The organism is Pseudorhodobacter turbinis, from assembly GCF_005234135.1.
In the GTDB taxonomy this organism is placed as follows: domain Bacteria; phylum Pseudomonadota; class Alphaproteobacteria; order Rhodobacterales; family Rhodobacteraceae; genus Pseudorhodobacter; species Pseudorhodobacter turbinis.
The window spans coordinates 960,333-976,281 of sequence record NZ_CP039964.1 but is presented as its reverse complement, the minus strand read 5'-3'; the positions used below and the strand labels follow the sequence as shown (position 1 = coordinate 976,281).

At 59.7% G+C, this 15,949-nt stretch carries 12 protein-coding genes; 11 read left to right on the top strand and 1 reads right to left on the bottom strand.

All coding sequences use genetic code 11. The annotated features are described in order from the left end of the window. The first annotated feature begins 162 nt into the window (after nt 1-162). Entirely contained in the window at nt 163-2,535 is a 2,373-nt protein-coding gene (locus tag EOK75_RS04585; protein ID WP_137192807.1) for an ATP-dependent helicase, read from the top strand. 525 nt (nt 2,536-3,060) lie between these two features. Here EOK75_RS04585 and EOK75_RS04580 read toward each other — a convergent pair. Then, nucleotides 3,061-3,276, bottom strand: coding sequence for a DUF1127 domain-containing protein (locus EOK75_RS04580; RefSeq protein WP_205965483.1), 216 nt, complete (start codon nt 3,274-3,276; stop codon nt 3,061-3,063). A gap of 256 nt (nt 3,277-3,532) precedes the next feature. On the opposite strand from EOK75_RS04580, the gene EOK75_RS04575 reads away from it, so the two are divergent. The 10 genes from EOK75_RS04575 to EOK75_RS04530 all read left to right on the top strand — a co-directional run bounded on the left by EOK75_RS04575 (nt 3,533) and on the right by EOK75_RS04530 (nt 15,947). Further along, complete coding sequence (locus EOK75_RS04575; RefSeq protein WP_137192805.1) at nt 3,533-4,600, top strand: Mrp/NBP35 family ATP-binding protein; 1,068 nt, start codon at nt 3,533-3,535, stop codon at nt 4,598-4,600. 722 nt (nt 4,601-5,322) lie between these two features. Then, the gene (locus tag EOK75_RS04570; protein WP_137192803.1) at nt 5,323-5,832 is read left to right on the top strand and encodes a division/cell wall cluster transcriptional repressor MraZ; all 510 of its coding nucleotides are present in this window, start codon (nt 5,323-5,325) and stop codon (nt 5,830-5,832) included. A 3-nt stretch (nt 5,833-5,835) separates the two neighbouring features. Beyond that, entirely contained in the window at nt 5,836-6,870 is a 1,035-nt protein-coding gene (gene rsmH, locus EOK75_RS04565; protein WP_137192801.1) for a 16S rRNA (cytosine(1402)-N(4))-methyltransferase RsmH, read from the top strand. Then, nucleotides 6,870-7,235 (top strand): cell division protein FtsL, encoded by a 366-nt coding sequence (gene ftsL, locus EOK75_RS04560; protein WP_137192799.1) that lies wholly within the window; start codon nt 6,870-6,872, stop codon nt 7,233-7,235. The genes rsmH and ftsL overlap by 1 nt, the downstream gene beginning before the upstream one ends. Next, nucleotides 7,232-9,019: a peptidoglycan D,D-transpeptidase FtsI family protein gene (locus EOK75_RS04555; protein ID WP_137192798.1), complete on the top strand. Its 1,788-nt coding sequence runs from the start codon at nt 7,232-7,234 to the stop codon at nt 9,017-9,019. The genes ftsL and EOK75_RS04555 overlap by 4 nt, the downstream gene beginning before the upstream one ends. A gap of 20 nt (nt 9,020-9,039) precedes the next feature. Next, a complete protein-coding gene (locus EOK75_RS04550; RefSeq protein WP_137192796.1) occupies nt 9,040-10,512 on the top strand; it encodes a UDP-N-acetylmuramoyl-L-alanyl-D-glutamate--2,6-diaminopimelate ligase in 1,473 nt (490 codons plus the stop codon). Nucleotides 10,513-10,579: 67 nt separating this feature from the next. Next, the gene (locus EOK75_RS04545) at nt 10,580-12,022 is read left to right on the top strand and encodes a UDP-N-acetylmuramoyl-tripeptide--D-alanyl-D-alanine ligase (RefSeq protein ID WP_137192795.1); all 1,443 of its coding nucleotides are present in this window, start codon (nt 10,580-10,582) and stop codon (nt 12,020-12,022) included. Further along, nucleotides 12,023-13,105: a phospho-N-acetylmuramoyl-pentapeptide-transferase gene (mraY, locus tag EOK75_RS04540; RefSeq protein ID WP_137192793.1), complete on the top strand. Its 1,083-nt coding sequence runs from the start codon at nt 12,023-12,025 to the stop codon at nt 13,103-13,105. 76 nt (nt 13,106-13,181) lie between these two features. After that, nucleotides 13,182-14,585: a UDP-N-acetylmuramoyl-L-alanine--D-glutamate ligase gene (murD, locus tag EOK75_RS04535; protein ID WP_137192791.1), complete on the top strand. Its 1,404-nt coding sequence runs from the start codon at nt 13,182-13,184 to the stop codon at nt 14,583-14,585. Nucleotides 14,586-14,780: 195 nt separating this feature from the next. Then, a complete protein-coding gene (locus tag EOK75_RS04530) occupies nt 14,781-15,947 on the top strand; it encodes a peptidoglycan glycosyltransferase FtsW (RefSeq protein ID WP_137192790.1) in 1,167 nt (388 codons plus the stop codon). Nucleotides 15,948-15,949 lie beyond the last annotated feature (2 nt).

Here is a 15,949-nt window from a genome sequence, read left to right as displayed (position 1 = left end):
GCGCAATAGACTATTTGCCTTTTTTTGAAACATTTGTGCAATAATTGGTATAATGGATGTGCATAGCCAGTCTTCAAAAGAATGCGCTTTGATCGCGTTGTGTTGCGGAACATTGTAAGAACAGGTCTTTTCGCGGCCTTGTAAACTGGCTAAGCTGGCCGAATGAACGGATTTGATGAAAATGACGCCTTTGAGGCTGCCGCCGCACCCGCCCCGCAGGTGCCCTTGTCGAGGCGTGCGATGGCTGCGCGGCCGGCACCCTATCTGGACGACCTCAACCCCGCGCAACGCGCCGCGGTAGAGGCGCTGGACGGCCCCGTCTTGATGCTTGCGGGCGCGGGAACAGGCAAGACCAAGGCGCTGACCACGCGGATTGTGCATCTGCTCAACACCGGCCGCGCCAACCCGCATGAGATTTTGGCCGTGACCTTTACCAATAAGGCCGCGCGCGAGATGAAGCTGCGCGTGGCACGGCTGATGGGCCAATCGGCGGATGGCATGAAGTGGATGGGCACGTTCCATTCGATCTCGGTGAAAATCCTGCGCCGTCATGCCGAATTGGTGGGGCTGAAGTCGAATTTCACCATTCTGGATACCGATGACCAGCTTCGGCTTTTGAAACAACTTATCGCCGCTAGTGATATTGACGAAAAACGCTGGCCCGCGCGGATGTTGGCAGGTGTAATCGATAGCTGGAAAAACCGCGCCTGGACGCCGCAAAAGGTGCCCGCATCCGAAGCATCTGCCTATAATGGTCGCGGCACCGAGCTTTACCAGCAGTACCAAGACCGGTTGCGCAGCCTCAACGCCACCGATTTCGGTGATTTGCTGCTGCATACCGTTACACTGTTTCAGGCCCATCCCGATATTTTGGCGCAGTACCAGCGCTGGTTCAAATACATCCTCGTGGACGAATACCAAGATACCAACGTCGCCCAATACCTCTGGCTGCGGCTGTTGGCGCAAGCGCATAAAAATATCTGCTGTGTGGGCGATGATGACCAGTCGATCTATGGCTGGCGTGGGGCCGAGGTTGGCAATATCCTTCGGTTTGAAACCGATTTCCCCGGTGCCGAAGTGGTGCGGCTGGAACAAAACTATCGCTCTACCCCGCATATTCTTGCGGCCGCCTCGGCGGTGATTGCGGGCAATTCGGGGCGCTTGGGCAAGACGCTTTGGACCGACCGCGAAGAGGGCGAGAAGCTGCGCCTGATCGGCCATTGGGACGGTGAGGAAGAAGCCCGCTGGATCGGGGATGAGGTCGAAAGCCTGCAACGCGGCACCCGCGCGATGGATGCGCAGAGCCTCGATAATATGGCTATACTGGTCCGCGCCTCGCATCAGATGCGCGCGTTTGAGGATCGTTTCCTGACCATCGGCCTGCCGTACCGCGTGATCGGTGGGCCGCGATTCTATGAGCGGATGGAGATTCGCGATGCGATGGCCTATTTCCGGCTTGCGATCTCACCCGAGGATGATCTGGCCTTTGAGCGGGTCATTAACACCCCAAAACGCGGGCTGGGCGATAAGGCGCGCCAAAATATTCAACGCCGCGCGCGCGCCGAGGGGCTGACACTTTTGGCCGGTGCGCGGGCTTTACTGGCCGAGGGCGGGATTTCGGGTAAAGGGGCAGGGCAGCTGCGCGCCTTTACTGATGGGATGGGGCGCTGGCATGATGCCACGCTTGCCCCGAATTATAATCATATTGAGCTGGCCGAGGCGATTCTGGAGGAATCCGGTTACACCGCCATGTGGCAAAACGACAAAACGCCCGAGGCGCCGGGCCGGTTGGAGAACCTTAAGGAACTGGTCAAGGCACTGGATAACTTTGAGAACCTGCAAGGGTTCTTGGAACATGTCAGCCTTATCATGGAAAACGAGACCGACGAGCAGGGCGCCAAGGTCAGCATCATGACGCTCCACGCAGCCAAAGGCTTGGAGTTTCCGGTGGTGTTCTTGCCGGGGTGGGAGGATGGCCTGTTCCCTTCACAGCGCAGCATGGACGAAAGCGGTGCCAAAGGTTTGGAAGAAGAGCGCCGTCTGGCATATGTCGGCATCACGCGGGCCGAGGTGCTTTGCACCATCTCCTTTACCGCCAACCGCAGGGTTTATGGCCAATGGCAAAGCCAGCTTCCCAGCCGGTTCATTGACGAGCTTCCGGCGGATCATGTCGATATCCTGACGCCGCCGGGTCTTTATGGCGGCGGTTACGGTGCTGCGGCCCCCGCGCCAAAGCTCGAGGAACGCGTAGCCAGCGCCGATGTCTATAACTCTCCGGGGTGGCGGCGGATGCAAGAACGTTCCGCACAGCGGGGTACCGGCCAACCCCGAGAGGCGAAAGGGACCGTGATCGATCTGGCGGCGGTATCTTCCTTTACCCAAGGCGATCGCGTGTTCCACCAGAAATTCGGCTATGGCACCGTCGATGCGATCGAGGGCGATAAGCTGGGCGTGGCCTTTGACAAGGCCGGATCTAAAAAGGTGATCGCAAGCTTTGTTGTGGCTGCCGATCAGGCACATGACCTGCCGTTTTAAGCTGTAAGGTACTTCAAAACCAAAATTGCATTTTGCGTCTGTGAACAGGGTTCACCGGCGCAAAAGTGCTGTGCAAAGCAAATATGAAAATCGGGGAGGGGGAAACAGGCGGCGCGCAGGGAGGAGGAGCGCGCCGCCGTTCCATCTTGTCCGTACCCTCAAGGGAGGAGGAAGGGACGGACAATGGCAGTAGGGTTGTGCAAAGCACGACCCAAAGGTTTCGTAGCGGCCCCCGGGAGGAGGATAGGGACCGCCACGTTTACGACCGGCCAGGGAGGAGGAGAGGCCGGGCATCTGCTTTGGGGAGATCACGAAGACCTGCACCCTGAAACTTTGCGCAGCGACCCCCGGGAGGAGGATAGGGGCCGCTGCATATCCCATCCGGCTCAGGGAGGAGGAGGAACCGGTTGGTATTCATGAAAACCGAAGTTTTCGTATAAGGTCGGCGACACAAGGGAGGAGGAGTGTCGCCGCTGTCACACAAGAGCCTGAGGGAGGAGAAAGGCTCTTGTATGAATTCAGATGTTACTTCCCGTAGGCCGCTTCAAGGGCGATACGGGTGATCATGCCGCGGGCAATGCCCAGATCATTCAGTTCACGCGTCGACAGGCCGCGCAGTTCCGATACGGTCTGGTTATAGACGCGGCGGCGATGCAAGGCTTCTTTGGTGGACTTCACAACGTTTGCGATGCGGTCCATGAGGCCTAGGCTGCCGACGGATGTTGTGCTTGTAAAAGCCATTTTAAGTCTCGCTTCTTTTCATTCAAAGCGCATCTTGTCGCGCTGTTGTTAGTAAGATGGGGCATATGCTGCGATTGCACAACGGCCATTGCTGCATTGCAGCTATGCGTTCAACGAATGGCGGGGTGATTAATTAACCTAAGGTAAACAAAGGGTAATAAGATACCCTTCCTGATTTCCGGTCAAATGGCCCTGTGGCCCTTGCCCTCCGTCTGTAAACTGACATTCTGCAGTCCGAACAGTCGGAGTGGATAGCATGGCTTTGGATAAAGAGACGGTAATGGCGGCGCTGGACAGTGTTGCCTTGCCCGGTGGCGGGACGTTGGTCTCGCGGGATTTGATCAGGGCGCTGACGGTAGAGGCGGGCACAGTCCGCTTTGTGATTGAGGCACCAACGCCTGAAGAGGCCCGCGCGCTCGCCCCGGTGCAGGCCACGGCCGAGGCCGCCGTGCGCGCCTTGGCTGGTGTTGAGGCGGTGCAGGCGGTGACAACGGCCCATGGCCCTGCGGCCAAGGCGCCCAGCTTGAAAATCGGGCAGCATCCCACACCGCAACAGGGCGGCCCCGCGCCGATCAGCGGGATTGACCGGATTGTCGTTGTCGGTTCAGGCAAGGGCGGGGTGGGTAAATCCACCGTGTCGTCCAATCTTGCGGTGGCATTGGCCAAACAGGGCCGCCGTGTGGGGTTGCTGGATGCCGATATATACGGCCCGTCGCAGCCTCGGATGATGGGGGTCTCCAAGCGCCCCGCCTCGCCGGACGGCAAGACCATCATCCCGCTTCAGGCGCATGGGGTGACCGTTATGTCGATCGGCTTGATGCTGAAAGAGGATGAGGCCGTTGTCTGGCGCGGCCCGATGATCATGGGGGCGTTGCAACAGCTGCTCACACAGGTGGAATGGGGCAAGCTGGACATTCTGATTGTGGATCTGCCGCCGGGGACGGGGGACATTCAACTGACGCTTTGTCAGCGCACCAAGCTGACGGGGGCGATTGTCGTCTCTACCCCGCAGGATGTGGCGATGCTGGATGCGCGCCGCGCGCTTGATATGTTCGGCAAACTGAAAACGCCGGTGCTGGGGTTGATTGAGAATATGTCCACCTATGTCTGCCCCAATTGCGGGCATGAGGCGCATCTCTTTGGTCATGGCGGCGTGGCGGCAGAGGCCGCCAAGATCGGCGTGCCTTTCCTGGGTGAGTTGCCACTGGAGCTTGATACCCGCTTGGCGGGTGATGCCGGTGCGCCGATAGCCTTGGGGGATGGTCCGGCAGCCCAGGCCTATGCCGCATTGGCCGCGCGGTTGATCGCAGGCGGTATGGCCTGACACCCACCATTAGGAGATCCGGCAAGGGGCCGTGCGGGAATAGCTCTGCGCGGCCCCTTGTTGTCAGGTCTTGGGATTTTGTGGGACGGACGGCATTTTGGGATGGGATGGTTTGGGATTTCCGTCTTTTCCATCCCACTCCCCGAATCAAATTCGCTTTGCACGGGCAAATTTTGGGCTGATCTCCCGCAAAGAGTGGCCTGTCTTGTTTGAAAACTGCGGGTTTCCGGGAACACTTCAGAAAAAATTGGGATTTTTTGGGAAATAGTTGTCCCGATTGACGGCCCCCATATGTTGTGTGCTTGCCGTGGCTTTGCGGTACAGGTAGCTAGAATTGGTGTTATTTCCGTACCAAATGCTGTTTTTGGGTCCTTGCTGAAACAAGATGTGCTCTGCTCTGCCCAAAATTTTCCATTGCGTCCCATGAAATCCCATGGCAATCATTGTTCACGGAAGCAAGGAACGGGCAAAATAAATAGGGGCGATCAAAAAGACCCCGAAAAGGCAAGAAATAGCAGGCTCATACAGGCAACCGCTTTTTTGCTTCCGACGAAAAACTAATCCGGCGCGCGAGCGAGCAGACATCCCCCCAGGTGGCGCGCGCAGTCGGTTAACCCGCAAGCGGGACAGGGCGGCGGATTGGGCAGTGGCAGCAGCTCAATCCGCCGTTTCCCGTTTTAAGGGGCAATTACTGGGGTGAGGGTGCAAGGGACGAACAAACCGTGTCGGAAGACTTCAGAGGCGAATACTACCAAAAGGTAGATAGCAAGGCGCGGGTATCCATCCCTGCGGCCTTTCGCCGTGTCCTCGATGCAGGTGACCCGCCAAGCGCCGATTACCCCCGCACCCGCATTGTGATCGTCTATGGTGGCAAATCACGCCAGTTCGTTGAATGTTATACCGTGCGCGACGCCGATCTTTTGGCCGCACGCGTGCGCAAGCTGCCGATCGGGTCCAAACAGCGCGAGATCGCAGAGCGTGATCTGATCACCCGCTCTCTCACCGTGGAAATTGATGAAAACGGCCGGATCGTGTTGCCGCAAAAGGTGCGCGACAAGATCGCATTCGATGACGGTGGCGAGACCGCTTTTGCCGGTGCGCTGGACCGCTTCAAAATCTGGAAACGCGATACTTATGACGCCGTAAACGGCAGCCTTGATGACGAAGAGGATGAGCTTCCTGAAGGTGTGGACGTGTTGTCGCTGCTCAGCGGCACTGATCAGGGGGAATAGGCCTTGGAACCCAGCGATCCCACCGGTCGCCCGCATATTCCGGTTCTTATCGGCCCGTTAGTTGATGCGGTTGGCCCGGTTTCGGGCCATTGGCTTGACGGTACATTTGGCGCTGGCGGATATACGCGGGCCTTGCTTGCGGCGGGTGCCGATTGTGTGATTGGCGTGGACCGTGATCCGCTGGCGCTAGAGATGGCTGCCGCTTGGGCTCCTGAATACGGTGACAGGCTGCGGTTGGTGGCAGGCACGTTTTCCCAACTTGATAGCTATTCGGATGATTTGCTGGACGGTATCGTGTTGGATCTTGGTGTGTCATCCATGCAATTGGACCAAGCCGCGCGCGGGTTCTCTTTTGCCAAGGACGGCCCTTTGGATATGCGCATGGCGCAAGACGGCGAAAGTGCGGCCGATCTGGTCAATAGCGCCCCTGAGGCACGGCTTGCCGATATCTTGTACCACTACGGCGAAGAGCGCGCCTCGCGCCGGATTGCGCGTGCGATTGTTGCAGCCCGTGAGGCGCAACCGATCACCACGACATTGAAGCTGGCCTCCATCGTGGCGGGCTGTTTGCCACGCCCCAAGCCCGGCCAGTCGCACCCTGCCACGCGCAGCTTTCAGGCGATCCGCATTGCCGTGAACACCGAATTTAACGAGCTGATCGAAGGGCTTATGGCCGCTGAACGCGCGCTTAAACCCGGTGGTATGTTGGCCGTTGTCACCTTCCACAGCCTTGAGGACCGTATCGTCAAACGGTTTTTCCAGAACCGTGCGGGCAAGGATGCCCAGACCAACCGCTATGCCCCCGAACGCGATGAGGCGACCCCGCGCTTTACCCTTGTGACCAAGGGCGCCGTGGCCCCCGATGCCGATGAGATCGCGGCAAACCCACGGGCGCGGTCCTCCAAGCTGCGCGTGGGCAAGCGTACCGAGGCCCCCGCAGCGGCGGTCGATCCGGCTGCCCTTGGCGTACCGATGCTGCCCGCCTCCTCCGGCACCAAAAGATCCTCAAAAGCCAGGCCGCCGAAAGGACATCGCTGATGCGCCCCTTCCTTTTTATCCTCTCAGCCGTGGTTCTGATGTCGCTTGCCTTTTGGGCATACCGTGAAAACTACGCCACACAGCGCGCGCAAAAAGATGTGACCGCCCTGACCCGCGAGATCGCCTATCTGAGAGAGGCGCTCTCGCAGCAGCGCGCGGAATGGGCCTATCTCAACCGCCCGTCGCGGTTGCGCGATCTTGTGGTGCTGAACTTTGACAGTCTGGGCCTTTTGCCGATGGAGCCAGAGCAATTCGGCCGAGTAGAGCAGGTCGCCTATCCGCTTCCGCCGCTGATGCTGCCAGAGCTGGGAATGCCGGTGGATACCATGGGCACGCTTTCTGATCAGATGGAGGATACGCCATGATCCGCACGCCCCTGCGCCCCCTCGCGCGCATCCTGTCTGCCCGTGTAAAGGGTGAAAACCCCGATCATATCGAACGTGAGAATATCCGCCTGCGGGCAGAAAGCACCCGCGCAAAGGCACAGCACCGCGCCGAGGGGCGTTTGCTTGTGCTTGGCCTTGCGTTTTTCGCGGCCTTTATGGTGGTTGGTGCGCGCATGGGGCTTTTGGCCGCAAGCGAACCGATGGAGCCGCGCTCGGCTGGATTAGGTGCAGAAATCAGCGGCAGGCGGGCCGATATTACCGACCGCAACGGCCGTATTCTGGCGACGAATTTCTCCACCCATGCGCTTTATGCCCATCCCAAGCAGATGATTGATCCGGCCCGTGTCGCGTTGGAGCTTTCGGCCCTGTTCCCCGATATGAAGGCCGAAGATCTGGAGCGCCGCTTTACCGATGGCCGCTCTTTCTTGTGGCTGCGCAAGAAGTTGAGTCCCGAGCAGATGCAGGCCGTGCATGACATCGGCGATCCGGGTCTGTTGTTTGGCCCCCGCGATATGCGGCTCTATCCCAATGGCAAGCTGGCCTCGCATATCCTTGGGGGGGCGTCCTTTGGTGTCGAGGGCGTGCATTCCGCCGAGGTGATCGGCATCGCCGGTGTGGAACGCGCGCTGGATTCGCGGTTGCGCGATCCGGCACAGGCGGCAACCCCGCTGGCGCTGTCTATTGATATGACAGTGCAAACCGCCATGCATGAGGTGCTTGAGACCGGCATGCGGATGATGAATGCCAAGGCGGCGGCGGGCGTGTTGATGGATGTGCATACCGGTGAGGTGCTCTCTATGGTGTCCTTGCCGGATTTTGACCCCAACGACCGGCCCACGCCCTTGCTAAAGGGCGATCCCGCAGACAGCCCTTTGTTCAACCATGCCGTGCAAGGGGTGTATGAGCTGGGCTCTACCTTCAAGATTTTCACCACCTCGCAGGCGATGGAACTGGGGTTGGTTGATGCCCATACGATGGTTGATGCCGATGCGCCTTTGCGCTGGGGCAAGCACCGGATCGGAGAGTACGGAAGCAAGAATTATGGCCCGTTGTTGTCGGTGACGGATGTGATTGTAAAATCCTCCAACGTGGGCACGGCCAATCTGGCGCTTAGAATCGGTGGAGAGCGGCAGCAGGAATTTTTCAAGTCCTTGGGGCTGTTCGATCCGGTGCCGCTGGAGCTGTCAGAGGCAACGGGGGCGGCGCCGATTCTGCCCAAACGTTGGGCTGATATCGTGACGATCACCGCCTCTTACGGGCATGGCATGTCGGCCAGCCCGATGCATCTTGCCTCCGCATATTCCGCAATTGCAAATGGTGGTGTGTTGTTGACCCCCACTTTGTTGCGCCGTGACAAGCCTCCGGCAGGAAAGCGTATTCTGTCGTCCGAGAATGCCCGTGCGGCGGCCTTGATGTTGCGTCAGGTCGTGACCCGCGGCACAGCCAGCTTTGGCGAGGTAGAGGGCTATGAAGTCGCTGGCAAAACTGGCACCGCCGATAAGGTCAAACGTGGCGGTGGCTATGACAAGGGTAAGAACATCAATACCTTTGCGGCCATGTTCCCTGCCTCCGATCCGCAATATGTGCTGGTTGTGACGCTGGATGAGGCGTCGGATAATTCCAGTACCCGCCCGCGTCGCACCGCCGGTTGGACCGCCGTGCCCGTCGCCGCCGAGGTGATCCGCCGCACAGCGCCCTTGTTGGGCCTAAGACCACAGATTGAATATGCCCCCCTGAATGAGGTATCAGCAGTCAGTCAGTAACGATTAGAATGGACAGGGCGATGACACAGGCCACAAAACTTTCCGACCTTGGCCTGACGGCGCGCGCTGGGGCAAATCCCGATATCACAGGGCTATGCGTTGATAGCCGCGCCGTGACCAAAGGCGTGCTATTTGCCGCTTTGCCCGGTTCGGTCATTCACGGTGCGGAATATATTCGTGCGGCCGTGGCACGCGGGGCCGCGGCCATTTTGACCGATGCCGAGGGCGCGGCGATTGCGCGCGATGATCTGGGCGATGCGGCCTTGATCGTGACCGAGGATGCGCGGCAGGCGTTGGCCTATGCCGCAGCTCTTTGGTCGGGCGCTCAGCCTGAAACGATTGTCGCGGTGACGGGGACCAATGGCAAAACCTCGGTCGCGACCTTTACACGTCAGATCTGGATGGCGTTGGATCATGCCGCCATCAACATTGGCACCACGGGGGTTGAGGGGGCATGGCATGCGCCCTGCGCCCATACCACGCCCGAGCCGATCACCCTGCACCGGCTTTTGGCCGATGCCTCGGGGGGCGGGATCACCCACGCCGCGATGGAGGCCTCATCGCATGGGCTGGACCAGCGCCGCCTTGATGGTGTGCGGCTTGATGCAGCGGGCTTTACCAATTTCACCCAAGATCACCTTGATTATCACCACAGCTTTGACGCCTATTTCGATGCCAAGGCGGGGCTTTTCACGCGGATTTTGCCCGAGGATGGCGTTGCCGTTGTCAATATCGATGATCCGCGCGGTGAGGATATGGCCGCCTTGGCCGAGGATCGCGGACAGGATGTTTTGCGCGTGGGCCGCAAAGGCACGGCCGATCTGCGCATTCTGGGCCAGCGTTTCGATGCGACGGGTCAGGATGTTCGCATCGAATGGCTGGGCGAGGCGCATCAAGTCCGCCTTGCGCTGATCGGCGGGTTTCAGGCGGATAATGTTGTGCTGGCCGCAGGGCTTGCGATTGCGGGCGGCGATGATCCGGCACGGGTGTTTGCGGTGCTGCCGCAGCTGACAGGCGTGCGCGGACGGATGGAACTGGCCGCGACCCGCGCAAACGGCGCCAGCGTCTTTGTCGATTACGCCCATACCCCTGATGCGTTGGAAACCGCGCTGAGGGCGCTGCGCCCGCATGTTATGGGGCGTATTGTGGTGGTCTTTGGGGCGGGCGGGGACCGTGATACCACCAAGCGCCCGTTGATGGGCAAGGCCGCAGCCGAACATGCCGATGTGCTAATCGTCACCGATGATAACCCCAGATCCGAAGATCCGGACGCCATTCGCGCCGCAATTATGGCCGCATGCCCCGAAGCCAGCAATGTTGGTGATCGGGCCGAGGCGATCTTGCGCGGGGTCGACAGTCTTGGTCCCGGTGATGCCTTGTTGATTGCGGGCAAGGGCCACGAATCCGGCCAGACGATCAAGGGGCAGGTTTACCCGTTTGATGACGTCGAGCAGGCCTCGATCGCGGTGGCTGCCCTTGACGGCATGATCTGACACAGACCGCTTGATATTTTCGGCACGGCGCATTGAGCCGGCCATTTGATACTAAAAGGATACTACCATGACGTCGCTCTGGACCGCCCAAGATGCAATTGCAGCCACAGGGGGCCGCTCTCCCATCGGCTGGGTTGCAAGCGGCGTTTCCATTGATACGCGCAGCTTGCAAAAGGGCGATCTGTTCGTGGCGCTAAAGGATGTGCGCGACGGGCATGATTTTGTTGCCGCCGCCTTGGCCAAAGGGGCCGCCGCAGCGCTTGTCAGCTATATCCCCGAGGGGGTTGCCGAGGATGCGCCGCTGCTGGTGGTGCCGGATGTGTTGAAGGCGCTGGAGGATCTGGGCCGTGCTGCGCGCGCGCGGACTTCGGCGCGGGTGATCGGGGTTACGGGTTCGGTTGGCAAGACCTCGACCAAGGATATGTTACGTGCGGCTTTTGCGGGGCAAGGGACGGTGCATGCCGCCGAGGCCAGCTATAACAACCATTGGGGTGTGCCGCTGACGCTGGCGCGGATGCCTGCGGATGCCGATATTGCGGTGATCGAGATTGGCATGAACCATCCCGGCGAAATTGCGCCCCTGTCACAAATGGCGCGCCCGCATGTGGCGATTATCACCACCGTCACCTCGGCCCATTTGGAGGCGTTTGAGGATGTCGCGGGCATCGCCCAAGAGAAAGCCGCGATTTTCGACGGGTTGGTGGAGGGGGGGACCGCAATCCTGCCGGCCGATCTGACGGTGACGCCGATCCTGACGGCGCGGGCGTCATTGGCGGGTGTGCGCACGGTGCTGTTTGGCACCCATGCGCAGGCCGATTACCGGCTGACGCATGTGCAGATCACCGAATTTGCCACCATCGCGCGGGCGCGGCAGGCGGGGCAGGATATGCTCTTTAAACTTGCGACACCGGGAAAACATTTTGCGGCCAATGCGCTGGCCGTGCTTGCGGCCTCGGATGCGCTGGATTTTGACCGTGCGATCACCACGACCGACCTTGGCCATTGGGCACCGCCCGCAGGGCGCGGAACACGCGAAGTCATCATGCTGGACGATGTCGAGGGGCTCTCTTTCGGGTTAATCGATGATGCATTCAACGCCAATCCGGCATCGGTTTCGGCCGCGCTCGATTTGCTGGCGGCCTGTCAGCCGACCGACCGCGTTGGCCGTATCAGCAAGGGGCGCCGCATTGCGGTTCTGGGCGATATGCTGGAACTCGGCCCGACCGAAGACACGTTGCATGCCGCCCTCGCGGATCACCCCGCCTTGGCGCATATCACACTTGTCCATTGCGTTGGCCCCCGCATGCGCGCGCTGCACAGCGCCTTGCCCAAATCCAAGCGCGGCCATTGGGTTGAAGCCGCCGAGGAGCTGTTGCCCAAGGCGGCGCAACTGGTCGATGCGGGCGATATTGTGCTGGTCAAAGGGTCCAAGGGCATCAAGGTTAGCAGGGTGGTTGACGCCTTGCGTAAATTGGGGCAACCCAGCGCCCTACATCAAGGAAACGCGTGAATGCTCTATTGGCTTACTGAATTTTCGGACGGCGGCGATGTTTTTAACCTGTTTCGCTACATCACCTTTCGCGCAGGAATGGCGTTTTTTACCGCACTTATCTTCGGGTTTATCTTTGGCAAACCGCTGATCAATATGCTGCGGCGTCGTCAGGGCAAGGGCCAGCCGATCCGCGATGACGGCCCGCAAGGGCACCTCGCCAAGGTGGGCACGCCGACGATGGGCGGCTTGCTGATCCTGTCGGCGCTGTTGTTTTCGACCCTGCTTTGGGCGCGGCTGGACAACCCCTATGTCTGGATCGTGCTGGGTGTGACGTTTTCCTTTGGGTTGATCGGCTTTGCCGATGATTATGCCAAGGTTTCCAAGCAAAATACCAAGGGTGTATCGTCCAGGGTGCGTATTGTCCTTGGGCTGATCATTGCCTTTCTGGCTACGGCCGCGGCGGCGCATTACCACCCTGAGGCGCTTTCCTACAACCTTGCTTTGCCCGTGTTCAAGAATGTGCTGCTTGACCTTGGCTGGTTCTTTGTGCCCTTCGGGATGATTGTGATTGTCGGTTCGGCCAATGCGGTGAACCTGACGGACGGGCTGGACGGGCTTGCGATTATGCCGGTGATGATTGCGGCCTCTACCTTGGGTGTTATTTCTTATATCGTTGGCAACTATAACTATACCGATTATCTGGGGGTCCATTTCATTCCCGGCACGGGTGAACTGTTTATCTTTACTGCGGCCCTCTTCGGCGGGGGATTGGGGTTCTTGTGGTATAACGCCCCGCCAGCGGCGGTGTTCATGGGCGATACCGGATCGCTGGCTTTGGGCGGCGCGCTTGGTGCCATCGCGGTTTGCACCAAGCATGAGATCGTCTTGGCAATCGTCGGCGGCTTGTTCGTGGTGGAGGCGATGTCGGTCATCATCCAAGTGCTTTATTTCAAGCGCACGGGACGGCGGGTGTTTTTGATGGCGCCGATCCATCACCACTTTGAAAAGAAAGGCTGGGCAGAGCCGCAGATCGTCATCCGTTTCTGGATTATCTCGTTGATCCTTGCGCTGATCGGGCTTGCCACGTTGAAACTGCGTTAAGCCGGGCGTAAAGGGGGCTTGAACCCCCCCGCCTTGCCCGCCCATTGTGCGGCCAAACCTGTTTGAAAGGCGCGCCATGATTCCTGTTACCTGTTTTGTTGACCAGAAGGTTGCTGTTCTGGGGCTTGGGCGGTCCGGCCTTGCGACGGCGCGGGCATTGCTGGCGGGCGGTGCCGTGCCGGTCGTCTGGGATGACAGCGCCGAGGCCCGCGAGGCCGCGCAGGCCGAAGGCTTCGAGATTTCCGATCTGGGCCGCAACGGCGCGTTTGATGGGGTCGCGGCCCTTATCACATCACCGGGTATCCCGCATCTTTACCCTGAACCCAACCGCGTGATCGCCGCCGCCCTAAAGGCCGGCGTTCCGGTGGACAATGACATCGGGCTGTTCTTTCGCAGCTTTGCCAATGATGATTGGGACGGGTTTGACACCACGCCCCGCGTGATTGCGGTGACGGGTTCAAACGGCAAATCCACCACGACCGCGCTGATCCATCACATCCTAGAGGTGGCGGGCAGGCCGTGTCAGATGGCGGGCAACATCGGGCGCGGTGTTTTGGATATCGATCCGGGCATCGACGGTGAGGTGATCGTGCTGGAACTGTCGAGCTACCAGACAGAGCTTGCCCGGTCGTTGACCCCCGACATCGCGGTTTTCACCAATCTTTCGCCCGATCATCTGGATCGCCATCACGGCATGGGGGGCTATTTCGCCGCCAAACGCCGCTTGTTCGCCGAGGGTGGGCCTGACCGCGCCGTGATCGGTGTGGATGAGGTGGAGGGGCAGTTTCTTGCCGGACAAATGGCCGAAGGGCCGCAGGATGATCGGGTGATCCGGATTTCTTCGGGGCAAAAGCTGGAGGGGTTCGGCTGGTCGGTCTTTGTACGCAAGGGGTTCCTGAGCGAATGGCGCAAGGGGCGGCAGGTGGCCTCGATTGATTTGCGTGCCATTGCGGGGCTGCCGGGGGCGCATAACCATCAAAACGCTTGTGCGGCCTATGCGGCGGTGCGCAGCCTCGGGATCGGCCCGAAGGTGATAGAGCAGGCGCTGCGCAGCTTTGGCGGCTTGCCGCATCGCAGTCAACTGGTGGGCGAGCGGGACGGTGTGCGCTTTGTCAACGACAGCAAGGCGACCAATGTCGATAGTGCGGCCAAGGCGTTGCAGGCCTTTGCACGCATTCGCTGGATTGCGGGCGGCATGGGCAAAGAGGGCGGCATCAAGGGGTTGGTCCCCTATTTGGGTGCTGTTGCCAAAGCCTATCTGATCGGCCATTCCGCCCGTGATTTCGCGCTGGAGCTGGGCGACACCCCTTATGAGCTGTGCGAAACCATGGCCGTCGCGGTGGAGCGTGCGGCCGCCGAGGCCGAGGCAGGGGATGTGGTGTTGCTCGCCCCGGCGGCGGCCTCTTTTGACCAATATCCGAACTTCGAGAAGCGCGGAGATGATTTTTGCGCCTGCGTGAAAGTGTCGCTTGGCGGGTAACGCCGGCGGCGTTCTTTACCTTAGAGCGATTTTGCCTGCATTCCGTCAAAGCCTCTGCCCTTAAAAATCCGTTTTGAAGGGTCGGGCTTGCGCTTCCCTCTAGCCATGGCGCGCGATCTTCGCTAAACTTTGGGGAAGATCCGGGGACACATCCGGGCATGACGGCAGTATGCAGGCAAAATCAGGCGGTACCCCATGACTGACATGGTCTATGGTTCCTCACCCAGTCGGGTGGTGGACCCCATTCTCCCACGTTGGTGGCGCAGCATTGATCGCTGGTCCCTAACGGCGGTTTTCGCGCTTTTTGGCATCGGGCTTTTGCTTGGGCTTGCAGCTTCGGTACCGCTGGCGCAGCGCAACGGGCTGGACGGGTTTTACTACGTCAAACGGCAAGCGTTTTTCGGCACCATCGGCCTTGCAGTGATGCTGGGCGTTTCGATGATGCCGCCGCTGATGATCCGCCGCTTGGGGGTGCTGGGCTTTTTGGGCGCCTTTGCGGCATTGGCCGTTTTGCCGGTAATCGGGACGGATTTTGGCAAGGGTGCGGTGCGCTGGATCAGCTTTGGCTTTGCCTCGGTGCAACCGTCCGAATTTTTGAAGCCCGGTTTCATCGTGCTGACGGCTTGGCTGATGGCCGCGGCACAAGAGGTGAACGGGCCGCGTGGTAAATCCATGTCCTTTCTCATCACCTTTATCGTGGTTTTGCTGCTGGCTTTGCAGCCCGATTTCGGGCAAGCGGCCCTGATTATCTTTGGCTGGTCGGTGGTTTATTTCATCGCCGGTGCGCCGATGATTTTGATCGGCACTGTTATCGGGATGGTCGGGGCGGGGGCGATGTTTGCCTATGAAAACTCGGAACACTTTGCCCGCCGGATCAACGGTTTTCTGTCGCCCGACATCGATCCACGCACCCAGATCGGCTATGCGACCAATGCCATTCAAGAGGGTGGGTTTTTCGGCGTGGGCGTGGGCGAGGGTCAGGTGAAATGGTCGCTTCCTGATGCGCATACCGATTTTATCATCGCTGTTGCGGCCGAGGAATACGGGCTGTTGTTGGTGCTGTGCATCATCGGGCTTTACGCCACCATTGTTGTGCTGTCGCTGTTCCGGTTGATGCGGGAACGTGATCCCTTTATCCGGCTTGCCGGCTCGGGGTTGGCGTGCATTTTTGCGGTGCAAGCGATGGTGAATATGGGCGTGGCGGTGCGGTTGCTGCCCTCTAAGGGGATGACGTTGCCGTTTGTATCTTATGGCGGGTCGTCCTTGATTGCGGCAGGGATTACCGTTGGGATGTTGCTGGCGCTGACCAGAACGCGACCACAAGGGCAGATCGGGGAAATCCTGTTCCGTCGTGGGCGATAAGG